The 23,859-nt window shown below is 42.7% G+C and carries 21 protein-coding genes; 11 read left to right on the top strand and 10 right to left on the bottom strand.

Annotation, left to right across the window (positions count from 1 at the left end):
- Positions 1-44: 44 nt before the first annotated feature.
- The 3 genes from NH399_RS12665 to NH399_RS12655 are packed head-to-tail and all read right to left on the bottom strand — an operon-like array spanning position 45 to position 1,460.
- The gene (locus NH399_RS12665; protein WP_253040600.1) at positions 45-653 is read right to left on the bottom strand and encodes a DUF1287 domain-containing protein; all 609 of its coding nucleotides are present in this window, start codon (positions 651-653) and stop codon (positions 45-47) included.
- On the bottom strand, positions 650-1,054 hold the full coding sequence (locus NH399_RS12660) for a hypothetical protein (protein WP_253040599.1): 405 nt from the start codon (positions 1,052-1,054) through the stop codon (positions 650-652). Before NH399_RS12660 ends, NH399_RS12665 begins: the two co-directional genes overlap by 4 nt.
- Before the next feature lie 16 nt (positions 1,055-1,070).
- Complete coding sequence (locus NH399_RS12655; protein WP_253040598.1) at positions 1,071-1,460, bottom strand: hypothetical protein; 390 nt, start codon at positions 1,458-1,460, stop codon at positions 1,071-1,073.
- A 309-nt stretch (positions 1,461-1,769) separates the two neighbouring features.
- Between NH399_RS12655 and rppH the strand changes: the two genes are divergently transcribed.
- Positions 1,770-2,300: an RNA pyrophosphohydrolase gene (gene rppH / locus NH399_RS12650; protein WP_253040597.1), complete on the top strand. Its 531-nt coding sequence runs from the start codon at positions 1,770-1,772 to the stop codon at positions 2,298-2,300.
- A 3-nt stretch (positions 2,301-2,303) separates the two neighbouring features.
- Positions 2,304-4,574 (top strand): phosphoenolpyruvate--protein phosphotransferase, encoded by a 2,271-nt coding sequence (ptsP, locus tag NH399_RS12645; RefSeq protein ID WP_253040596.1) that lies wholly within the window; start codon positions 2,304-2,306, stop codon positions 4,572-4,574.
- Positions 4,575-4,638: 64 nt separating this feature from the next.
- Here the strand turns inward: ptsP and NH399_RS12640 are convergent, their stop codons facing one another.
- Positions 4,639-5,817 (bottom strand): Vps62-related protein, encoded by a 1,179-nt coding sequence (locus tag NH399_RS12640; RefSeq protein ID WP_253040595.1) that lies wholly within the window; start codon positions 5,815-5,817, stop codon positions 4,639-4,641.
- Between the two features lie 454 nt (positions 5,818-6,271).
- On the opposite strand from NH399_RS12640, the gene NH399_RS12635 reads away from it, so the two are divergent.
- From NH399_RS12635 to NH399_RS12620, 4 genes are all read left to right on the top strand, one after another.
- Positions 6,272-8,380 carry a TonB-dependent receptor gene (locus NH399_RS12635; protein WP_253040594.1) on the top strand — a complete coding sequence of 703 codons (2,109 nt, stop codon included), beginning with the start codon at positions 6,272-6,274 and terminating at the stop codon, positions 8,378-8,380.
- Between the two features lie 8 nt (positions 8,381-8,388).
- A complete protein-coding gene (locus NH399_RS12630) occupies positions 8,389-9,558 on the top strand; it encodes a sialidase family protein (protein ID WP_253040593.1) in 1,170 nt (389 codons plus the stop codon).
- On the top strand, positions 9,555-10,004 hold the full coding sequence (locus tag NH399_RS12625; RefSeq protein WP_253040592.1) for a hypothetical protein: 450 nt from the start codon (positions 9,555-9,557) through the stop codon (positions 10,002-10,004). Before NH399_RS12630 ends, NH399_RS12625 begins: the two co-directional genes overlap by 4 nt.
- 302 nt (positions 10,005-10,306) lie before the next feature.
- The gene (locus NH399_RS12620; protein WP_253040591.1) at positions 10,307-12,307 is read left to right on the top strand and encodes a TonB-dependent siderophore receptor; all 2,001 of its coding nucleotides are present in this window, start codon (positions 10,307-10,309) and stop codon (positions 12,305-12,307) included.
- Positions 12,308-12,316: 9 nt separating this feature from the next.
- Here NH399_RS12620 and NH399_RS12615 read toward each other — a convergent pair whose 3' ends face one another.
- The 3 genes from NH399_RS12615 to NH399_RS12605 form a co-directional block, all read right to left on the bottom strand.
- A complete protein-coding gene (locus tag NH399_RS12615; protein ID WP_253040590.1) occupies positions 12,317-14,698 on the bottom strand; it encodes a tetratricopeptide repeat protein in 2,382 nt (793 codons plus the stop codon).
- A 117-nt stretch (positions 14,699-14,815) separates the two neighbouring features.
- Positions 14,816-15,412, bottom strand: a complete 597-nt coding sequence (locus NH399_RS12610; RefSeq protein ID WP_253040589.1) for a DUF938 domain-containing protein — start codon at positions 15,410-15,412, stop codon at positions 14,816-14,818.
- On the bottom strand, positions 15,412-16,197 hold the full coding sequence (locus tag NH399_RS12605; RefSeq protein WP_253040588.1) for an NRDE family protein: 786 nt from the start codon (positions 16,195-16,197) through the stop codon (positions 15,412-15,414). Before NH399_RS12605 ends, NH399_RS12610 begins: the two co-directional genes overlap by 1 nt.
- Before the next feature lie 21 nt (positions 16,198-16,218).
- Between NH399_RS12605 and NH399_RS12600 the strand changes: the two genes are divergently transcribed.
- The 3 genes from NH399_RS12600 to NH399_RS12590 all read left to right on the top strand — a co-directional run bounded on the left by NH399_RS12600 (position 16,219) and on the right by NH399_RS12590 (position 18,921).
- On the top strand, positions 16,219-17,010 hold the full coding sequence (locus tag NH399_RS12600) for a sulfite exporter TauE/SafE family protein (RefSeq protein ID WP_253040587.1): 792 nt from the start codon (positions 16,219-16,221) through the stop codon (positions 17,008-17,010).
- Between the two features lie 105 nt (positions 17,011-17,115).
- A complete protein-coding gene (gene lgt, locus NH399_RS12595) occupies positions 17,116-18,012 on the top strand; it encodes a prolipoprotein diacylglyceryl transferase (RefSeq protein ID WP_253040586.1) in 897 nt (298 codons plus the stop codon).
- A 57-nt stretch (positions 18,013-18,069) separates the two neighbouring features.
- Positions 18,070-18,921, top strand: coding sequence for a thymidylate synthase (locus NH399_RS12590; protein WP_253040585.1), 852 nt, complete (start codon positions 18,070-18,072; stop codon positions 18,919-18,921).
- Positions 18,922-18,965: 44 nt separating this feature from the next.
- On the opposite strand, the gene NH399_RS12585 is transcribed toward NH399_RS12590, so the two are convergent.
- A complete protein-coding gene (locus NH399_RS12585) occupies positions 18,966-19,391 on the bottom strand; it encodes a hotdog fold thioesterase (RefSeq protein WP_253040584.1) in 426 nt (141 codons plus the stop codon).
- 486 nt (positions 19,392-19,877) lie between these two features.
- Here NH399_RS12585 and NH399_RS12580 point away from each other — a divergent pair, with 486 nt between their 5' ends.
- Together NH399_RS12580 and NH399_RS12575 are read left to right on the top strand one after the other, a co-directional pair.
- Positions 19,878-20,738 (top strand): hypothetical protein, encoded by an 861-nt coding sequence (locus NH399_RS12580; RefSeq protein WP_253040583.1) that lies wholly within the window; start codon positions 19,878-19,880, stop codon positions 20,736-20,738.
- 12 nt (positions 20,739-20,750) lie between these two features.
- The gene (locus NH399_RS12575) at positions 20,751-22,025 is read left to right on the top strand and encodes a DUF4785 domain-containing protein (RefSeq protein ID WP_253040582.1); all 1,275 of its coding nucleotides are present in this window, start codon (positions 20,751-20,753) and stop codon (positions 22,023-22,025) included.
- Positions 22,026-22,137: 112 nt separating this feature from the next.
- On the opposite strand, the gene NH399_RS12570 is transcribed toward NH399_RS12575, so the two are convergent.
- Complete coding sequence (locus tag NH399_RS12570) at positions 22,138-23,214, bottom strand: hypothetical protein (RefSeq protein ID WP_253040581.1); 1,077 nt, start codon at positions 23,212-23,214, stop codon at positions 22,138-22,140.
- A gap of 7 nt (positions 23,215-23,221) precedes the next feature.
- Positions 23,222-23,848, bottom strand: coding sequence for an ABC transporter ATP-binding protein (locus tag NH399_RS12565; RefSeq protein WP_253040580.1), 627 nt, complete (start codon positions 23,846-23,848; stop codon positions 23,222-23,224).
- Positions 23,849-23,859: the final 11 nt, after the last annotated feature.

Genomic DNA, 23,859 nt, shown 5'->3' with positions numbered 1-23,859 from the left:
CAAGTCGAGACATCATTATGTCAGGAAATGAGTGAATGAAAAACTTAAGGATGCGTTTGGGAGGCTGGCAAATAGCGATAGTGCCCAGTGATCTTATAGTCAAATAACATGTCATCCAGCTTTGGGCCTGCACCAATATTATGAACAATAAGAGGACGCAATCCATCACTTGAGCGCTGGTTAGTGACTATGCCTATATGAGGCAGATTGCCTGGCAACATCCAGGTAACGAGATCGCCCGGCTGATAACTAGCGGCTTGCTGGCTGACAGCCAGGCTTTGTCCGTGACGAGAGAAGAAAGTGCGCAAATTAGGAACGCGTCGATGATCGATATTACTGTCGGGACGTGTAAGTCCCCATATTCTCTTTGAAGGATAGTGCTTAAAGTTCGCTTTCATATCTTCATGCACTTTTTGTTGCAGATCGATACCCAGTTGCCGATAACTGCGGATCACCACATCGGTACACACGCCAATATTAGCGGGAACATCACCATTAGGATAAGGGATAGAAAGATAGCGCCCATCGTAGGTGACCTGCTGATGGGTTCGTGCGAGTGCTGCTTTTACCAAAGATTGTGAAGAGGGCGGGTACTGAGCATAAGATACAACACTCAGAGTCAGTGCCAGCAATAGAAGGAAAATACGGTTCATTTTTTAAAGCGAATACCTTGTCTTATTTCCCAGTAAGACAGTATTAAGCAAATAAAGTTGAAGGCTTGCAGTAAGTAATAAGGAAATGGATTAAAAAAGGGATCAAAGTGATAGCTATAGAGACTGTAGGTAGTGGCGTATATTGAGATATTAATCGCCAGCAGGAGTAGGTAGCGAAACCATTTTTGGCGTTCACCCATAATGCTCAAAAGATAATAACTGGTAATTGCCAATAATGCGTAAAGCGAGTTGCCGCTGTAACCGCTGTAGCTGTGAGAAGCTGATAACTGTTCGATCAGAATTAATAACAACCCTGCTCCAAGAATCCACAGCGGTAATATGTGCGCCTGGATGGGCAACTGATGTCGCATAGGAAGGAGAGCAAGGCGATTAGACATCATTCGGCGTATTCCTTTCTTATTTCACCTGCATCGAGTTGAGCATTTGATCACATCGTTGTTTGATGGCAGCATCATCCTGTCCATCAAACCAGTCCAGCAGTAATTTTTTTTGTTGCTGATAAAAAGAGATGGGCTCTTGTTGAGTCTGGCGCAGCATGGCGAAAGCAATTTGTTCTGCATCGAGCAATAGCCCTCTGCTTTCTAGCTGCCATTGCTGGAAGGCTTTGGTGTAGCGTTTTTGACTGTCTTTTAGTCGGGTGTCACATTTCTCAACTAAGGGTTTAAACAGTATCGACATACTATAAGCCGCGGCTTTTTGCTGCATAACATCATCTGCGGCACGCGCACTGGTTAGCCAACCGCCAAGTAGCAAACTGATACAAAAATAAGAAAAGTATTTATCCATCAAAATTTTCCTCTCCTGTACTGCATTCCTTATTCAGGTCATTAAGAAGAATGGGTATCTCAATCATACCGGATGTTTTACTGACCATCCAAGTGAACATGACAACAATACCTTAACGAGATGTTATCTGATATTCCCGGTTACCGCAAAGGTTTGTTGAATTATCAAACAGTAAGATAAAAATAAGGCTACACTTAATAGATATGTCATGAATCCTGCACTTTTATTAAGAAAAGTGCGCAATAGCGTTGCCGAATCTCGGTAAGTGTGGTTGAATGGATTCAAATAAAATTTAATTGGTGTTTATAAGTGATTGATTCAGAAGGATTTCGTGCCAATGTAGGCATAATCATCTGTAATGATTCTGGTCAGTTGCTTTGGACTCGCAGAGCCGGACAAAATTCTTGGCAGTTTCCACAAGGTGGCGTTGATGCAGGAGAGACTCCTGAAGATGCGTTATTTCGAGAGTTGAGGGAAGAGACAGGTTTACGACGTCAGGACGTCAAGATACTGGGATCGACAAAAAGCTGGTTGAAGTATCGCCTTCCTAGTCGTTATGTCCGGCACGATAGCGTGCCCTTATGCATTGGACAGAAGCAGAAGTGGTTTCTGCTAAAATTAGTAACAGACGATGGTCATATCGACTTTGATGTGACAAACCACCCTGAGTTTGATGATTTCATGTGGGTGGGGTATTGGTATCCGCTGCGGCAGGTGGTTGCCTTTAAGCGCGATGTTTATCGAAGTGCTCTGCTAGAGTTGCTTCCTATCGTACATGAACAACAGAAGTATCGTCGTCAACGGCGGGCTCGACGAAGGCATCATCAGCGGAGGAACTAATTTTTGCTTGAACACCTGCGGCATATTACCCAAGAAGTCAACTTGGCCAGTGATATGCAGGAGTCATTGCGTATCATGGTGCAGCAGGTGTGCTCCGTTCTTAAAGTTGAAGTTTGCTCAGTCTATCTGGCCGATTACAATTCTCATCAATTCACTCTGGTTGCTACTGAAGGTCTAAACCCCAAAGCCATTGGCGTGGTGCGTCTTGGTTTTACTGAGGGGTTGGTTGGTCTGGTGGCTCAGCGAGAAGAACCGATCAATCTGCAGGATGTATCAAGGCATCCTAACTATCTGTATTTTCCTCAAGCTGGAGAAGAGCAATTTGCCTCGTTTCTTGGCGTTCCGGTGATCCACCAGCGCAAAGTATTGGGGGTTTTGGTCATTCAGCAAAAAGCCTCTCGTAAGTTTTCTAATAACGAAGAAACTTTTCTGATTACTTTATCTGCTCAGATCGCAGGTGCAATTGCCAGTGCCGAAAGCGTGAGTTTGTTTTCGGGCCCAGCTCAAGGGTTGGAAGTGCGCCGACTTGAGGGGTTACCAGTATCAACGGGTATTGCTATTGGCGCTGCGACTGTCGTCTATGCATCTGCTGACCTAAGCAGTGTTCCTGACAAACAGATAACGGATATTGAGTTTGAGGTAGAGCGATTTCAACAGGCCTTAAGAGCTGCGCAAAATGAAGTCGTGACTATGAAAGAGCGAATGACCGATCTGGTGTCTCAGGAAGAACTGGCGTTATTCGATGCTTATTATAAGTTGCTTAGCGATAACAGTTTAGGTAATGAAGTAGTCGGTGAGATTGCTAAAGGCCAATGGGCTCCCGGTGCCCTGCGAAGAGTTGTAGAAAAACATGTGGGCGTTTTTGAGTCGATGGATGATCCTTACTTACGTGAGCGAGCATCTGATTTAAAAGATCTTGCGCGCAATGTATTGCTCCATTTAGAAGACAATAGAGCTGAACGGCCAACACTCGACTCTGAGTCGGTGATAGTTGCAGATGAAATTACCGCTTCCATGCTTGCGGAAATACCCTCTGAGCATCTACTCGGGATTGTCTCTTTACATGGCTCGCCTTCTTCACATGCTGCAATTATTGCGAAAGCTTTAGGAATTCCTGCTGTCATTGGTTTTCATGATATTCCAATTCATCGTTTTGAAGGCAAGCATTTAATTATTGATGGCTATAATGGCCATGTTTATCTTTCGCCTTCAGAAGCTCTGGAAAAGCAATATCAAAGACTTATCAGAGAAGAAATGAAGCTGACTCAAGAATTAGAGCAGCAACTTCATCAGCCATCCATTACAACAGACGATGTTCATTACCCATTGTTTGTTAACATTGGCCTAATGGCTGATTTTGAGAAAAGCGTTCAGGCGCGGGCAGATGGCGTAGGACTTTACCGAACCGAAATTCCTTTTCTGTTGCGAGAGCGTTTTCCGAGTGAAGCAGAGCAAATTCAAATTTATCGTTCAGCCTTAGAAGCATTTCGTGGCAAGTCAGTGACTATTCGAACGCTAGATATTGGCGGTGATAAACAGCTGCCTTATTTTCCTATTGATGAGGATAATCCCTTTTTAGGGTGGCGAGGTATTCGTGTCACTTTAGATCATCCCGAAATTATGTTGGTTCAGGTTAGAGCTATCTTAAAAGCTTCTTTTGGTATTCAAGGGGTAAGAATTGCGTTACCTATGATTTCTACTATAGAAGAAATTGATGCTGCTCAACGGTTAATTCGTCAAGCCTACTATGAGGTTCAAGAAGAAAATCCAGAAGCAAAAGAACTATTGCAACCACCGCAGGTTGGAATCGTTTTAGAAGTCCCTTCTGCTATTTATCAAATACACAATATTACCAGTCGCGTGGATTTTATTTCGGTGGGTAGCAACGATCTGACTCAATACTTGATGGCCGTTGATAGAAACAATGCGCAAGTCTCTTCGCTATTTAGTAATTTTCAACCGGCTCTTATTATGGCGCTTAAACAAATATGCGATGCTTGTGACGAAAACAATACGCCCAACTATATTTGTGGAGAGATGGCTGGCGATCCCATTGCAACTATTTTACTGGTTGGTTTAGGTTTTAAAGGACTCAGCATGAATGCTCGCAGCTTGCCTAAGGTCAAAAAGATTATTAATAACATCAGCCAGAAAGAAGCCAAAGAGTGCCTTGAAGAAGTATTAAAAATGGAACGGGCAAAAGATATTCACGCTTATCTATTTGAGAAAATCGAATCTAAAGGATTAGGTGGACTGATTCGAGCAGGTAAGTAAACAAGGTTATAATAACCGTGTCTCCCATCAATAAGACAGGAAACACGGATAACTATATTGCCGACTAGCTTGGATACTCACTCTCAACAAACGAGTCCACATCGAATACCATTTGATCTGCAAGATAAGTGTTATTTTCTCGTGCCACCATTAAGGTATAGGATATAGCCCATAAAGCAGAGGCTTTATCAACCGGTGTGACTAATTGTTTGAGTACACTGTCTTGTTTAAATTCCGCCACACTGCGTGAAGTTTCCCAACCAAGCTCAACAGAAACAGTCGCTGATACTTTGCCGCCGGTTCCTAAAAAGCTAACGCCACTTTCTGCTGTCACCGAGATCCCGGTTGTGCGAGAGAAGGTTTCTGAGTTGGTTTCTGTGACACCTGTAGTCACTGTTTTGCTCACTGTTTGTGGAACACTGGTTTGATTGTGGTTAAACAATTCACGATGATAAGCGATCTGCCTTTCTACGTAATAAAATGGTGAGTTTTGAACTTTCCATTCTAAAGAATAGGCTTCGTCGCAAATCGCTGTAAATGGCACTGCCACAATTCGATCAATTGTTTTGCCCGAATAAGTAGGTGGCATGTTATAACTGTTTAACGTTGGCGCATTAGGATCGTTTAACTCCTCAACAGGGAAAGGAAGGTTTAAACAATTGATTTCTGGCGCATCCGTTGGCTTGGAGTAGTGATTGTTAGCCACGATAGAATTGACGCTGAAGAAACCTTTTTTAGTGTCAACATCCAGAGCGGGTGCAATGACTTCAAAAGTATCAATATCTTTATCGGCACCCGAGCCATGATCAGCCCAAATTTCGCTGCCAATAACGGCTCGTTGAGTCAGATCTTTTCGAACACACATAATATCTAGCTGTGATGGATTATCGTATCCATTAACAAAAACATCTCCCAAAGCTACATAGCCTTCTGGCGGAACGGGGCGCCAGCAAGAACCGTCACGATCAGCACCCGAGCCATGGTCAGCCCAAATTAAGTCGTAGCTTACCGGAGGCTTAAGTGCATCATCCGTTGCTGCTTTAACACAAATGCTGGCTTGCTTGTTGTTAATATCATTATAGTTGTTGACACCAACGCTACCTAGCGCATGAAAGCCTTTAGGAGGAACTGGATGCCAGTAAGCGCCATCTGAATGAGCGCCACTGCCTTTGTCATTCCAACGCAACTCATACTGATCAGTAAAGGTTAAAATTAAATCTCCAAATCTTTTTTCGATAGTCATGTTTCTGTTCCTTTCAAAACGAAAGTTATCGCCTGTAATGTGATTTAAAAAACACTAATCAATGAATCGAGATATGTTTCAGTTGGATGAATTTTTTTAAAAGAATTATTATTTAACTCAATGCAAGCATCACATACTCGCGAAAAAGATTAGTGCAATGTTGCTATTAATCCATAGATAAAAAGCGATATTTAAAGAATGTTCACACAACGAGAACTCCTACCAGAGAGCTAATATTTATTCGAATTAATAAAATGATTCTTATAAGTATATCGTCCTATCATTACTGCTATTAGGGTATTGATCCAGAAAATGAAAGTTAGCTCAAAGCAGTGACTACTTATTCATTAAAGTTAAAACAAGAGAGGTGCGACAAATTGTCGCATCTCTAACGTTTGCGATATCTCTGGTATAAGATAGCCAGCCTCTAATAAGAATCACAATAATATCCCTTATGTATAAATTGTCTCTGGCTCTGATGAGCTTTTCTTCATTGGTTATAGCCGACGTAGAACAACTAACCGAAAGTAAAGAGGATGGATACGTTACTGTTACAGGTAGCCGTAAAGAAGCTTTGGATCTTGAACAAGCTCTATCTGTTGAAGCGATTGATTTTGAACAATTAAAAAAAGACTCACAACAACATATAGCTGAGTCATTGAATGGTATTTCAGGTGTACTACTCAATCAGTTACAAGGGTCTCAAGGGCACAATACTGCCATTAGGATGCCTATTAATTACCAGGGCTACTACTTATTTCTGCAAGATAGCATCCCTATTCAGTCATCAGCATTCTTTAATCACAATGCATTGTGGTGGAGCAGCTTTAACTCGAGTGCGAATCGCCTGGAGGTGCAAAAGGGTAATGGCACTGCGATATATGGTTCGGGTGCGGTAGCGGGTGTGGTAAATGTGCTTTCTCGTCCTGTTCCTGATAGCCCTGAAGCTGCCATGGCTGTCAGCCTTGGTGAAAACAGCTATCGAAAAATTTCTGCCAATTATGGGACGGGCTCTGATAAACAAGGTGTAAGAACTTCTTTATCCTATCTGCGTAATGAGGGATGGCGAGAGCATACTGCATCAGAGCGAGCGGGTATGACGTTTCGTCATGAGTATTCCTCATCATCAGAAAGTCACTGGACAACCTTGATCACACTGTCTGACTTGCGCCAAGAAATGGCGGCCAGCTTAAGTGCTGAACAAATAGCTATCGATCCTTATCAGTCTGGTCTTAGCTCAGATGTACTGGCAACGGACCCTGAACGTACTAGCCAGTACGTTCGATTAAGTACACAATATGATCGCACCCAGGGTGATTTCTCTTACTCAATCATTCTCTATGTAAGACATAGATCCAATAACTATACAGCGACCTGGAGAAACAACTTACCGAAAGTTGAATCTGAAGTGGATACCTTTGGCTTGTTATTGCAATCAAGCTGGATGCTTTCTAAGGACAGTGACCTAACAATGGGGACTGATATCGAAGTCAGCGAAGGCGATATGAAATCCTATCAGCCAATTACGATCACTACGACAGGGTGGGGTGGTGCAACCTATCCTGCAGGCCATATTTTCTATGATGATTCGACGCGGTTTGTAGGGATATCACCTTATATTCAATTGGACTCAAATTTATCGGATCATTGGCGTTATTCTATAGGTGGACGATACGATGATATTCAATATGACTTCGATAATCATCTGGCGCCTTTAGATAATGATGGCTTCGGTAATCGCCGACTAGCTGACAGAAAAAATAAGCTATCGCACTTTTCTCCCAAAGCAAGTCTTCTTTATACGGTAGATGATAGCAGTATAGTTTACTGGCGCTATGCCGATGGTTTTCGTATGCCAACGGCGGGTGAGCTTTACCATCTTAAATCTGCAGATACTAGCAACTTTATTGATCAGGTAAATGAAGAAACTTCTCAGTCACTTGAAATGGGATACAAGCTTGAACGCGATGATATTTCTTTTGATGTTGCGGCTTATTATATGGATGTTGATGATGCCATTGTTCGTGCTTACGATGACTTTGGACAATCTTATCAGCGTAATGCGGGCCGAGTCATTCACAAAGGTTTTGAGTTAGGACTACGTTGGCAAGTAACATCATCAACAAAGTTTGTACTTGCTCATAGTCGCTCTAAACATCAGTTTGATGATTATATTTTGGATGAAGGCAGAGTTGATGGTTCCGGAAACAGTCGTGCTGTCAATGTATCCGGTAATAGCTTGCCTCTTGCTCCAGATTCCATAACTAATATTCGAGTGAGCTACGAGCCTGACTGGAGTGACGATTTATCGATGCAATGGGAACTCCAAATGATTGATGACTATTGGATGGATGATATCAACAGTGAAGAATATCAAGGCTACCAAGTGCATCATTTAAAGCTGAGAAAAGCCATTGGGCAGCAATGGCACTTTAAAATTAATCTTGTTAACGCCTTTGACAAACAATATGAGCAACAAGCTGAAATACGATATGGTCGTACTCGATTACAGCCTGGAACGCCAAGGCAGATCTATGTTGGTTTAGAGTATCAATGGCACTAGGAAATATTATGAGAATATTATCAATATTACTATTGGCCCTTATAACAGTGAGCAGCAATGCTCACTCTGTTAATAAGAAGAAAGTTGATTGCAAAGACATTGATATCAAATGTGCTAGCACAGTTACTGCTACATTTGATGAAAACTCAACGCTCTGGTTATTGTGGAGTCAAAACCAGAGCCTGGTGTTGCAAACATCAACAGACTACGGAAAAAGCTACTCGAAGCCAAAGGTTATCGAAAAGATTAATGAGCCTATTTCTTCTCGTGGTGAAAACCGACCTAAAATCATTGTAGATAAAGATAATATTTATCTGTCATGGGCTCGTCCAGGAAAAAAGCGATTTACTGGCGATGTACGATTTAGCGCTTCTTATGATAAAGGTAAAACCTTTATTGATCCTATTACTGTTAATAATGACCAATTAGAAATTGGTCATAGTTTTAACGAGATGCAGCTACAGAATAATCATGTGTCGCTGATATGGCTGGATAAAAGAGAAGCTTTTTGGGCAAAGAAGAAAAATCAGCCCTATCTTGGCTCTGCACTCTATAAAGGTCAATGGAAGCCGGAAGGTAAGCAGTTTAGTAACCAGAAGCTGGCTGATAATACCTGTGTTTGCTGTCGCATCGCGTTAACTACGGACTCAGATGAAAACCTGGTGGTCATGTGGCGTCATATTTTTGGTGATAACATTCGAGACCATGCGTTGTTAAGTGAAGTGGACAACAAGTTACAACGGGTTAGTGATGATAACTGGAAAATTAATGGTTGTCCCCATCAGGGGCCTGGGCTATCGATTGATAACGATGGCAAGCGCCACATGGTTTGGTACACACAGGGTAATAATAGAAAGGGCGTTTTCTATAGAAGTCAAAGCGCAGAGAATTTTAAGAGCAGTGACATATTTGACTTCAGCATCTCTGATAAACAAAACCATCATCCTCATGTACTGGCATCAAACAACAGAGTTGACATCGTGTGGTTAACGTTTAATGGGGAGTACTGGGATTTAATGAGAAGAGCATCGGTAGATTCTGGAAAATCTTTTAAGTCGCCAGAAATTCTTGATTCATCAAGTGACGAAGCTGATCGTCCCTTTTTGATTTCGGATAACAAAAGAACGTTTGTCTCTTGGCATAAAAAAGGCGCTGGTTATCGGCTAATTGCATTATGAACAAATTTATCGCGATTTTACTCTTTGCTTTTTGCACTACCTCAATGGCTGAAGTATTCGATAAAAATACTCTTTTTGAGCTTAAAGCATCCAATAAAGACAAGCGCTGGGTGCTATTGCTTTGGTCACAAGATTGTGAGCCTTGTCTTGACGAACTGGATATGCTTTCGAAGCTTAAATCGAATATGTTAGGCCAAGTTGTATTGCTCAATACCAATGACGCCTCGGTGTTGATTGATGAAGGAAAACAGATAATCGAACAGTTGAAGCTTTCTTCGACAACCAACTTCTTCTTTACGCCAGGTAAAGGAAAGAAACTTAAATATCTGCTTGATCCTGATTGGTCTGGAGAACTGCCAAGAAGTTATTTTGTTGACGAAGATGGCAACATGCTTGCCAAAAGTGGCATGATTAAAGAGAAGCACTTAAAAGCCTGGATAAAATAATGATGAGCACTGCTTTAAATACTCTTTAATAGTTAGCAATGTCCAAAACTTATAACAGATATTCTATTACTCTGACAAAATAGGAAACACCATATCAAAGAAAATAGCCATTCAAGATTAACCTATTGGTATTAATTCACTAACTATTTGTATCGTTGGAAAGCATACTGATTCTGTCTATAATCATTGGATAATAATTCTTGATAGCTGCTCCAATGAAAAGACGATATCTAATTACGATATTTTTTCTTTTAGTATTGAAAAGTATTGCACCAGCTTACTCTGCGAAAGAGCTTTTCGACATGTCGTTGGAACAACTTATGCAGATAAAAGTCTCTATTGCAGCTAGAAAATCCGAATCTTGGTTAAGTTCTTCCGGTACTGTCTATCTTATAACGAGAGACGATATTTTAAATTATGGATGGCGTGACCTCAAAGAAATTCTCGCATCAGTGCCTAATATGGATTTGTTTTACCAGTGGAGTTGGCTGCCTGGCGGGCAACGAGGGTTCACAGGCAATATGGCGGGTACCTTGCTACTTATCGATGGGAGAGAAGTTCAGAATTTATTAGCGAATGAAGCATTTATTATGAATAACTTTCCTGCTAGTCGAATTGAGAGAATTGAGGTTTTGCAGGGGCCAAACTCAACTTTGTATGGCGGCAATGCATCTCAAGGTGTAATAAATGTTGTCACTCGTTTGCAGAATGATTTTTCCGAAAGTGAGATAAGTGGATTGGTGGGGGAAGCCAATACTCAGCATATTCATGTTTTATCGAATCACACAAAAGGAGATTGGGGTTTCTCTATCAGCGGAAGTCACTTTGTCAGCGACCAAGATTATTCTGAGATTAGAGAGTTTGTCGTTGATGATGAAAACTACAGTCGAAACTCAATCATTAACAATTTGCGCTCACATGATCCTGATCTCTTTCGAAATAAAGAAAGAAATTTTACGTTGGATAGCCAGGTAAACTATAAATCTAGCTATCTCGGCACTAACATTACTCGTGCAGAGAATGTCAGTGGTATTGAACGTCCTAATTATGATTTTATCAGTGGAGATGATTCTCGGCGTGGTTATGGACATTATTATCTGGGCAGTTCTTTTGAGATAAGTGAAGAGTGGAATGGCTTTTCTGAAATCAGCTACTTTCGGGAATACAAAGAAAAAGATCGGTTAAATGCGAGAAACGCGGATACTGCGAATAGCTATGATGAACTCGACCTTTTCAACGAACAGGAGACGATTAAACCATCCACTCGATATCGTTTTCGAACTCAGTTTGAATATAACCAGGAAAATTTAAGCTGGATTTTGGGGTATGACGGATGGCGTACTCAAATCGGAAGAAAAACTCGTTATGTTGATACGCCCTCAGGAGTGGTTCCTTTTACCCCTCCAGAGTGGCCCAGTGATAAAGAGAAGTCTTATAAGCATGCTATCTATGCTCAGTATGTTGAAAAACATCAACTCAGCAAGGATGCATCACTCACTACGACTTTTGGCATTCGTTATAATCAGCAAGATTTTACTGACTCAAAATGGCTTCCAAGACTGAGTGTTGTGTATCAGCCAGATGAAACATCGGCCTGGAAGTTTACCTACGGAAAAGCCTTTCGCCCACCCACAATATTTGAGTTTGAAGGTGTAGAAAATGATGAGATTGATTCACAAACAATGGATATGTTTGAAATAAATTACAGCAGACAATGGATATGGAATGACTTGAAACTTGCTAATATCAGTACTCTATATGATATGGAAGCTAAGAACTTTTACCAGAAAGTTTTTGATAATGTCGCACAAATTTGGCTGACTCAAGTTTCGGGACAGCATCGAGTAAAAGGGTTTGAAAGCTTATTAAAGTGGCAGGGACAAAACTGGGGAGGGCAGGTAGGTTTCAGGCATGCTATGCCTGATGAGGTTAACATTAATGGAGCCACTGAAGCATTAGATGTTCCAACTAATAAAGTAAAGCTAGGTATTCACTATTATTTAAACACTAACTGGCGAGTTGGAATGTTTATGGATCATTGGTCAAGTACCTATACTGAAGCCAATACTCTCGATGGGCTAGATAGAACTATCTACGAAGTACCTTCGTGGACAACACTCAATCTAAATATTCTTTCTTCGAATAACTTCCTCAAAAGAGGACAGGATTTCTCTTACGGAATCTACATTGAAAACTTATTTGATGAAACCTATTACCATTCTAATGCTCGTGGCACTTCGCCTATTCAATATATTCAAGCCCCTAGAAATATAAGACTCCACTTTAGCTTACACTTTCAATAGAGCAGATAATCAAGGAGCCTTCAGTTTATCTTCTAATTCCAATGCGCGCTGGTAATCATAGTACTCAGGATCGGCATCTTTCCACATGGCTAATGCTTTATTCAATGCTAGCCGTGCCTTTTCTTTATCGCCGTCTTTGAAGTAGGTTTCTGCAACTTCCAAGTTCATATTTGGATTCATGGGCCATTGCTTCAAGAAAATTTCTGCGACTTCTAGCGCTTCATCCAGTTGCCCAGACTTATGCTTGGCTTCAACGAGTGATGAGTAAATTAGCGGCATGGTGTTTTCGTTGTTGGTGCTGCTTACAGACTCATAATACAACTCAACGGATTTCTCAAAGTGGCCAATCGCTTTCTTGTAGTCTTTCTTTACCATTTCCAATAAGCCGCGGCTCATTTCCATGATGTAGAATAAGTGATCCATCTTGACCTCTTGTACAGCTTTATCGACGATAAGCAGGTGTTCTTCTGCTTCTTTAGCTTCTAGTTGAGCAAGGTGATAGTACAAAAAGCCAAAGCTAATCATCTTATCGAAAGGTGGTTGAATTTGATCTTTAAGCTCGTTTAGCTCTTTGTATGCTCTCTCTGCTTGTCCGGCTTGTACATACAGATGCATTAAAGTGATCTGAGTTTCGAACATTACGTTAATGGGATCTTTATGTTGGCGCATGGAGTCTTGCAGTGCGACCAGATATTCAAAAGCTTTTTTCGGCTGACCAAGTGTGTAGTAATAAGACATCAGCTGCATATAGATGGCACTCTGTTGATTAGGTGCCTGAGAAATAGTCAAAGCTTCATCGAAACGCACTTGAGCTTCAGCCAGTTTGCCTTCACGTAGATTAAGTTCTGCCAGTCTTAAGACGGGAGTGACCATATCAGTTCTAATAACACTGGCGCGCTGATAATTACTTCGTGCTTCTTTAAGGTTACCTTCTCGTCTTTCAATATCGCCGAGATCAACAAATGGAGTGTAAGAAGTTGGCTGACGCTTGGCGTATTCTCGATAATAGGACTTGGCTTTATCGAGCTCTCCGGTAACGGTATACAGCGAAGCTAATCGACTGATTAAGCCATCTTGAGTGGAGTTTACTTTTAGTGATTGCTCAAATAGCTCTATGGCTTCTGCTATTTTATTGCCGTTCCACAGGTAGCTATTAGCCAGCATGTTTTTCGGGGAAGTGTCATTAGGATAAAGCTCTATCCACATTTTGTAGACCGCGTGAGCCTTGTCGATTTCGCGACGATAAGCATAACTGTTGGCTTTAGCATTAAATCGAATCTGCTCTGGTAACTTGTAGCTGTAGCGTAGTGCCTGTTGCAAATAACCTTCGGCTTCTTGCATTTTACCCTGGCGTGATATCAGTCGGGCGTAATTCAACATGGCTATGGCAAAACTGGGATCAAGATCAATGGCCTGCTTCATTAACTCAGCGCCTTGTTCGTAATCATTGTTGAGCAGCACGGCGTTTTTGGCATTGATATATAGCTTTAAGGCTTCAATATTATCTGTTGCCAGATCTCTGATGGGGATCTCATTGATGGTTTGTCCCTGCATACTCGAGGTATTGATGCTGTTTTTGATTTGGCTGGCTGCTTCTTCTAGCAACAAGAAGATGTCACTGTTTTCTATTTCAAAGGTTGTATTTTGTTTACCCGTTTTGGCATCAAATACACGCATGGTTAGCTTAAAGCCGGCATCGGTTTCGCCAATGGATGCTTGAGTATAGAAGTCTGTGTTGTTGTCTCGAGCAAGTGCGCGAACCAAAGAAGTGGGTAAGTTTAAGCCATCTTGAAAGCCTGCTCGTTGAACTTGCCAAAAGCTATCGGAGGTATAGCCATTATAAAAATTACCTGTGTTGATAAAGCTGTCTTGTTGCAGGAAGCTGCTTAACAGATAAGGTAAGCCATAACTTAGCCATTCATTGTCAGCTGATAGATCTTTGGGATCAAAAAACAAAATATGCAGGCGTTGAATCAACTCTTGCTTCGGAACTTCACGGAATACCTGACTACCAGATTCGTCAGTCGCGGCAATAGTGACGGTATTTTGCTGATTGGTCTTAGCGTCTTTATCGGCTGGGATAAGCGAGACCATGATGGTAAAGGTGATTAATACATTGGCAGGAATACCGATTTTCTCGGAGCGATTCCACTTGTCGCGACCAGGTGCGCCATGTCCCCAGGCAAAAAGCAATAGCGCAGGGATCATGGTGAGCATACCCATTAACACCAGATCCAGCGAGTAATCAGGGATCTTGTAGCGCTGGATGGCTATTTCGGTGAATTCAAGAGCGGCAACCAGCGCGCCTAGGTAAAGACCCAAAATGTAAAATATGCGTCGGCGCACAAGCTCTTTAAACAATGTGCTTTTTTGTTCTTGTGATGCATCCATTGAAAATGTTTAATCTCACCAATTTTTTACTAATAACACCACAGTAGTAAGCTGGTTGTAAGGTATTATTACTAAGATTTGTTAATTATCAGACTACAGCAAAAATCGTACCTGACTCTATGGCTTTTGCCAAACCAAAATAAAGTTATTCGCAGGCATTGAGTGCTTTTTAACAAAATGTAAGCCAGCTTTCCCTGCCAACTCTTGCAAAGCTTCAAAGTCTCGAATACCCATGGCTGGGTTTTGTGATTTTAAATAGTCATCAAACCGCTGGTTACTTTCGCTGGTAAACTGGCCGTCGAAATTGAACGGACCATATAGGCAAAAGTAGCCTCCGGATTTGAGTATATTACCAACACCAGCGAAGAACTCTAATACCATTTCCCACGACATGATATGAGCTGTATTGGCGCTAAATACCGAGCTGGCGCTTTCTATAGGCCAGTGCGCTGTTACATCAAGAGTCAGAGGCGCACCGATGTTATCGCCAGGGTAGTCGGCCAGCCATTGCTTAATACCACTGTGGTTTTCTGCCTGATCACTGGTCTGCCAAAAAAGATGAGGCAGGTGCTGGGCAAAAAATACGGCGTGTTGGCCAGTACCACTGCCAACTTCCAACACATCTGGTGTGTTGCCAAAGTAGTTCTTGATGACGTCTAAAATCGGCTGCTTGTTGTTTTCGCAGGCTTGTGAAAAAGGCTTATCAGTAGACATTAAACCTCCAAAGCGTGATGAGTTTCTAAAGCAAGTTGTCCGTTTTCGTCAAAAGTCTGTTCGATAAAGGACACCTGACCATTTCGATTTAATGCAACCATAGCAGAAGAACGTGTCCCATACATGATGTTTTTTGGGGTTTTAAAAGGCTTGATAAACAAACTGGAAAGTTGCTGTTCCAAATCCAGTGGAATACCTGTTTGAGGCAACTCATGTTGTTCTGCATGTGCGGTGTTGTGGAGCAGCGATATGAGCGTTTTGGTATCAGAGAGGTTGTCTAGAGTCAGTTGTTGTTTAAATGTCTCCTGCAAGCGACGCATCTTGGGCCATTGGTCTTCTAACTGGCCATTGCTAAATGTCATCATCCCTGTCGGAATTTCTCTTATCTGGTTTTCGCGGTTCGAAAAATAACAAATTTCTTTCGTTAAAAAATGTCCGACGATTAAATTAAAACCGCTGTATTTTGCCGCTCGATCACGTAAAGTGTGGCACCATTCGTTGGCACTTTGATGACTGGTCAGATAGTCGACGACCAGAGCGCCACGGGAGAGTTCGCCTATCGGTTGGGTGGGATCGCGATAGTTAGTCACTGCCGCCCAGCGACCACTACGGTGAATCCCCAGCCAGGTACCGCCGGCTTCCATATCGCGCCCTGCAAGAATGTCGGGATTATCTTCCCAAAAATGCAGTGGAGCAGTAGGACGCTGAAAAAACTCATCGCGATTGGCGACCAGTATGAAAGGGTACTGCGGGTGTTGCTCGATAGCCAGGCTGATTAAACACATAACAATATAGAGAGAAATAGTTTGTTTGAGTGGATTCTATACTTGATTGCTGGCGCTGTCGCCGGAATCTCAGCCGGATTGCTTGGAATAGGCGGTGGATTCATTATTGTGCCTGTTCTTTTATTCATGCTGCCACAATCAGGTGTGCCTGCCGAAATGGTTATGCATGTAGCTGTTGGCACTTCTTTAGCGACCATCTGTATTACCTCTATTTCTTCGTTAACGGCTCACCATCGTCGCGGCTCTGTGGCCTGGCATTGGGTGCGCCAACTGACTCCCGGCATTGTCGTTGGAGCGGCCTTGGCGGGAGTGATTGCCGATCAACTTCCCAGTCGGGTGCTGGCGATTCTGTTTGGTTTGGGTGGTATAGCTATGAGTATCCAGATCTGGCGCGATAAACAAAGTGCCAAAGGTCATGGTCAGCCATCAAAGTGGCAAACCTCCTTGGTGGCTACTGGCTTTGGCTGTTTATCCGGGTTGGTCGGTATTGGCGGTGGCTCATTAGTGGTACCTTACCTCAATTATCTTGGTGAAAAAATAACCCATTGCGTCGGTACTGCTGCGGCCTGTGGCTTGCCCATTGCTCTGGCCGGAGCGTTAAGTTACATGGTGGTAGGTTGGAATGAGAATTTGCCGCAATGGTCGTTGGGCTATATCTATGTACCGGCCTTTTCGGGTATTATTGTCGCATCCAGTTTAACGGCTCCACTGGGTGCTCGATTGGCGCATTATCTGCCAGCAAAACAATTAAAGCGCGTCTTCGCCGTCTTTTTGGCAGTGGTGGGAGCCCGAATCATTTATCAAAGTATTTAACTCACACAACCTATGATAATTATTGCTCTCGTGACGCAACGAGTTGTGCATAACATTTGATGGGATACAGGTTAGAAACGAACAACAATAGAGGTTGCTGAACGGATGGATTTTCCTCATATAGATCCGGTACTACTCCCTATCTGGGGGCCTATTGCAATACGCTGGTATGCTCTTACCTATTTATTTGGTTTGCTGGGTGCCTGGTGGTTAGGTGTTCGCCGTGCGCGTCAGCCAGGCAGTATGTGGACAGAAGATGAAGTCTCTGATTTTATCTTTTACGGTTTTGCTGGCATCGTGTTAGGCGGCCGCTTTGGTTATGTACTCTTCTATCAGTTTGATATGTTTTTAAACAACCCTCTTTACTTGCTAAAAATCTGGGAAGGCGGCATGTCGTTCCATGGTGGATTGTTAGGCGTATTGGTGGCTTTTTACATTTTTGGTCGTCGAACCAACAAACCTTTCTTTTTGATTGGCGACTTTATTGCGCCACTCGTGCCCATCGGATTAGGACTGGGTCGATTAGGTAATTTTATAAACGGTGAACTTTATGGCCGCCCGGTAGTGGATGAAAGTTTGCCCTGGGCAATGCGTTTTCGTTGTGATCCAGTCAACGCTCCCTGGTACAACAAAGTGTGTGACCCCGAAGCCCTGTTGCGCCACCCCTCACAAATTTATCAGTTCTTATTAGAAGGCGTCGCCTTATTTGCTCTGTTGTTCTGGTTCAGTTCAAAAACACGACCACGCATGGCGGTATCTGGTTTGTTCTTAATTGGTTATGGAAGCTTCCGTTTTATCGTTGAGTACTTCCGTGAACCGGATGAACACTTAAGAGAAATGGCTGAATTTTTAAGTATGGGGCAGGTGCTGTCGTTGCCGATGATTGTAGTTGGCATCATGTTGATGGTTATGGCTTATCGTAACCCCGTATTTGATGTTGCAGAAGAAAAGACAAAAAAATCCTCTTCTAACAAAAAGAAGAAGTCTGCGAAACAATCTTAAACGCATTGAATCTGACGGCTGCTTAAAGCAGCTACAGAAAAACTAGGTAAAAGAATAATGAAACAGTATTTAGCTTTATGCCAACGCATTGTTGATGACGGTGTCTGGGTCGAAAACGAAAGAACAGGAAAACGCTGCCTGACTTTGATTAATGCCGATCTTGAGTATCGTGTAGACCGCAATGAGTTTCCTCTGATCACCACCCGTAAAAGCTATTGGAAAGCCGCTATCGCTGAGTTTATTGGCTATATTCGCGGCTACGACAGTGCCGCGGATTTTAGAAAGCTTGGCACCAAAACCTGGGATGCCAATGCTAATTTAAATGAAGCCTGGTTGAACAATCCTCATCGTCGTGGAGAAGACGATATGGGCCGCGTTTACGGAATACAGGGACGCGCCTGGTCGAAGCCTGATGGTGGCACTGTGGACCAGCTAAAAAAGGTAGTCGAGAATTTAACTCGTGGAACCGATGACCGCGGAGAGATTATTTCGTTCTACAATCCCGGCGAGTTCCACATGGGATGTTTGCGTCCCTGTATGCACACGCACAATTTTTCATTGCTGGGCGATACCTTATACCTCACCAGTTTTCAGCGCTCTTGTGATGTTCCTCTGGGATTGAACTTTAACCAAATCCAGGTGTTTACTTTTCTGGCGTTGATGGCGCAGATCACTGGCAAAAAACCAGGCATCGCTTATCACAAGATTGTGAACGCGCATATTTATGAAGATCAGCTCGAGTTAATGCGTGATGTGCAGCTTAAGCGCGATCCTTTCCCTTCTCCTACTTTGTCCATCAATCCTGATATCAAATCCTTAGAAGATCTGGAAACCTGGGTCACTATGGATGACTTTGAAGTTCATGGTTATCAACACCATGAGCCCATTCAATATCCTTTCTCGGTTTAACATATCTTGATTTAACACAGAATGACTCCCTTAATGGGAGGGAGTCATGATGGTTTCTTTTGTACAGACATGGTGATCCTGGATACGCAGGTAAGTTGCTGCTGTTCGTTTTGAATGCGTATGTCCCAGACTTGAGTACTTCTGCCGATGTGCAAGGGTTTTGCCGTGGCGGTGACACGTCCCTTTGTCACTGGCTTTACATGATTGGCATTGATTTCCATGCCAACGCAGTAGTGATCATTGTCTACGGCGAGATTAGCCGCAATACTTCCCGCCGTTTCGGCTAACGCTACCGATGCGCCACCGTGCAGGATACCCATTGGTTGGTGTGTGGTTTCATCAACTGGCATCGATACCTGCAAGAAATCGTCTTCGATGGCTTCTACTTTCATATCCAGATGGCTGCCCAGAGTTTTCTGCTGGCGTGCATTCACATGGGCTAAGTTTGTTTCTTTTTTCCACAATGACACAGTTCTTCTCTCTTGAGATTTTATGTATAGCTTATTGTAAACCTAAACAGATGTTTTAAACCTTAGGTAAGTTATGGCTTTGTGCGATGCAAAAGGATATTCTGGTCGTACCAGTATGGTGCAAAAGGTCTCATGTTGTTTGAATGTTTGATTTTTGCTCTTGTGATAAGTTGTTGTTAATTAAATATATTTGATGAGATAAGAGGTCTAACCAGAGTGTCTCGCGTGTTTGAATTTGGCTTTCGGCCACTTGTCTGGAAATTTTAACAATACTGAAATAATGAGACCCTGTGCTAATTATTCCTGCGAATTCAAAAACTTTGTCTCTCACGAATTATGTTTCTAGAGATGAACTGAAGTCGTGAAATTTTAGGTATAAAAAATCAAGAGCCTTACAGGAATTTGGCCGTTCATGTGTTTATTTTGTGTTAAGACTGAAACTCCTTTTTCGTGTGAGTCGCTTGTAGATCAATATAAGGGTGATTTATGAGAAGACTACGCTTGTTTGTACTGGCTTTACTGGCCAGCTCCTCTTTAATCGTGGCAGCAGCTAATACTGGGGTTGCCTTCGTTCATGGTACCGGAAAACAGACCAACGCCTATAACGATTATTGGCAATCAGGAATCATTGAGTCCGTGCGTCAGGGATTAGGCAATTCCTCTAATTTGCTGGTTGTTAACTGTGATTTCGATCAATACATGTGGGATTCTGCTGCAGCGGGGTGTCTGGCGGGCCAGCTACATAATTTTATCACATCAAAAAATATCGATGATCTGGTTGTGATTACTCATTCTAACGGCGGCAACGTTATGCGTTGGATTATGTCGAATCCAACCTTTGACAGTCGTTACCCCGCTATCATCAACAGCATTCGCTGGGTTAATGCCTTAGCGGCTTCAAGTCTGGGTACACCACTGGCAGATGCGTCAATGCAGGGCAATGTTTTTGAGCGCTCGGTAGGATGGATATTAGGTTACAAATCTGATGCGGTTCGTCAACAGCAAGTTGCCTGGATGGCGAATTATAACGCTAACTGGTTGTTAGGGACGTCTGGTCGTCCTAGCTTACCTAAAGGCTTCTGGAATGTTGTTGGTACCGATGTTGAGTCGGCTATCTGGGATTCTGATAGTTATTGTGGTGGTTACACCTTAAATGTCGGTTTGGAAATCACCCAGAACTGGCTGGATAACTGTTCTGATGGCTTCCTAAATTGTTCCTCACAAAACGGTGCGGGTTCACTATGGTTTTATGACAAAGACAAAACTCATGGTCGCGAGCCTCTTAGTCACAATCAAAGCCGTCGCAAGTGTTTTGGTTACGATGTTTTATTAAGAAATGATCTTTAAGGGAGCCAGCCAATGAAATTTATACCAACCATTATTTCTATGACTGTTGCTGTCGCCCTAACGACACCTGTGTTGGCGAAAGGTGACCAAGACAAAGCAACGAAAGCGACAAAGATGTCTGCCCCTGTGATGGCAGCATCAGCTCAGCCGACGACAGACAACACCAGCCTAAAACTTGAACGCGAGACGGTTAACTTTACTCAGATATTGCAACCGGATGAGAAACTCGTTTTTGGTGAAAGCAATCAAAAAACTTCCAGCAAGAGTTACTACAAAAGAGTTTCTGGCGCACAGTTAAGTAAGGGTGTAGAACTTTGGGCTGATGGTTCAGAAGCCATTGTTCGAGTAACGCCTGTGGCTTCTTCTGATGGCGTTCAAAAGTCTCAGCAAATGGCGCCAGCGCTTGAGCCTTCAGACTTTGATGTGATCAGTAAAGTCGGTGCTGTTAATGCAAAATCTGCCACCATGTCGCTAAAAGCTGACAGCCAGCAGATGAACGATGCCTATCCAGAGCTATTTAAAAACACGGCTGCGTTTAAGCTGAGTGCGGATATGGGCCGAGGTGCTTTCTCACTAAAAACTCACCAAAAAGTAGCCGACAATGCTCAATACATGGTGCATGTGTTTGATAAGAACAGCCAGGTGACATTGAATGCTGAAGTGTCTCGAAGCCACTTTAAACAAGGCGAATCCATCAACTTGAATGCTTTGTTGTCGAAAACATCTGAGATCAGTGATTACGCCGTTGAATTGCGTGCTCCTGATGGACGCCGTTGGGATGTGCCTGCCAAAATGCAACAGCAAAAACTAACCACGCAATGGCCAATAAATGTCAATGTTCAGTCTGCTCCTGGTGAGCTATGGACGCTGGCTGTAACCATGAAAGCCGCCAACGGATTAGAGCGAGTGGCTGAGGTTGCTATTGATCTTAATGAGCAGACAGCCAAGCTTGATGGTATCCAAGCGATGAACGGCAAAGCTAATGCTCAATTAAGCATTGCCAAATCTGGCCGCTATGAAGTGCGTGCCTGGGTATATGGTCGCGATAGCAGTGGCAAAATGGTTCCAGCCGTATTGGCACACTCCGCTAGCTGGTTTGAGCCAGGACAGGTGAGCTTACCCATCGTTATTGATAAACAGCGATTGGCAAGAACCGGTCTATTGCCTCCTTACCAAATCCGACAGGTTAAGTTAATGGATCAGACGCGTTTGGCAGCATTGCAAACCGAAGTGAATGACTGGACATTAATGGGCAAGAAGCGCAAAGAGATTTCGCGTAGCAAATAAGCTCTTCGCAAGATAATAAAGGCAGCTTTAATAGCTGCCTTTTTTGTATCTACCCAAAGTATTTCAAGGTACAGCCGACACCGCTGCACCTTGAAAGGCCACAGGTATAAAATCACATAAACAATTTATAACTTAAGAAAGTTGCCAATAAAGCCCAGGTGGTTGAAATCACATAAACGTTATCGCTCAGTTTTCTATTCAGTTGCACCATGATTCCATAGCTGATTAATCCATTCGTTAAGACGCAAATTTTAAGCACCCAGCTTTGTGACGACAATAATAAAAAAAGTATCAAAGTCATCATCCACAGTGAAACAAAAATAGAAAGGTTTACTTTTAAGATACTGTCTCGATAGAGGCAAATATGATCAAAGTAATGCCCAAGGCTTTGGTTTGACAGGCAAACATAACGCAATCGGGAGGTATGTATATTGAGTAAAACCGTTAGCAGTAACAGCTCAATGCCTTGTTGAATATCAACGGAAGTTTCTATCAGGCTAGCCAATATTAAGGCCGTTAAAGACAGAGTCACTAGCTGAATATAGTGGCGCAAAAAAGGCTTAACGAGCAAAAGTCGACTGGACTGCAAAGAAAAGCTAGCTGACTGTTGTTCTAGCTTCTGCAACAGAATGATAGCTAGCGCTGTTGCGGACAACCCAATGGACCAGGCTATGTTTGTCGATAAAAAAGAATAACCAGCAGATAATAAAAATATGGCTGGCCAGGCTTTGGGTTTGGTATAAACAATGACTGGAATAATGAGCAGGCTTGAAAGTAAGTAACAGGTATAAAGCAGTAAACTCAGCTCTTTTTCATCATTAAAGACAACACCGATACCTGCAAGTAGAATAAAAAAGTAAATAGGCGAAACAATAATGCTGGCAAGCGAAATAAGCGACCAATGAATTGAATGCTTATTAAAGCCATGAGAGCGAAGGAATTGATAGTTCTGTTGAGTATGCAAATGTTTAAAAGACAAATCCACTAGCCAGAACAAACCGTAGAGCGTGATAAGGAACAGGGCAATGCGTTGTTCAAATATCACGTTAGTATCGGCCATATTAGCCATAAGACCAGGAATGATCATGATCATAACGGGCAACGGCAGCAGAAGATAAATCAGTAAGTTCATTTGAGCTTTCAGAACTTGTTGCACATCCCGAATCAGTTGTATTCTTAATAACTCCATAAACTATTTATTGTTCCATTAGGCTGCTAAAAGCCATAGTCGTTGGGTTGACCTGTTGATAGTCGGCACTGCGGTGTGAGGCAATGATTAATATTTTTTCAGAAAGTTTTTGTAGGTGTTCCACAAAGGCTTGCTTACCTTCTACATCGAGTCCATTGAGCGGCTCGTCAAACAACCATAGTTGACAGTCCAATGCCAAAGCTGCAACGAGCATGGCTTTTTTGGCATTACCTAACGAAAGCTCACCCAGTGTTTTTTTTGTATTGCAGTCAAAATGAAAGTCATCTGCAATGGCTTGAATACTGGTGTCTTGACGCAAGCGTCGGTGGCGGCTGACAAAGGCCATAAACTCACGCACCTGAACTTGTGGAAAAAACTCAAGGCTATCGGGGCAGTAGCTAACCAGATCAACAAACGACTTATGCTTTGCTCTTAGCTCGATCTGATTCAATTGCACCGAGCCCGTGTATTCATCAAGAGAGCCCGCGATAATCGACAATAGTGTCGACTTACCACAGCCATTATGTCCATGCAGAAGATAAGTGCCATTAGACAAGGTTAAATTCAGTTGCGCAAATACGCGCCGACTGCCGAACCATTTCTCTAAGTCAGTAATAATAAGTTGATTAGTCATCAGTGCTTGGT

It is taken from the genome of Pleionea sp. CnH1-48 (assembly GCF_024124665.1).
In the GTDB taxonomy this organism is placed as follows: Bacteria; Pseudomonadota; Gammaproteobacteria; order Enterobacterales; family Kangiellaceae; genus JAMXSB01.
Note: the sequence above shows the minus strand (reverse complement) of the source record. Positions and strands in the feature narration are given on the sequence as shown.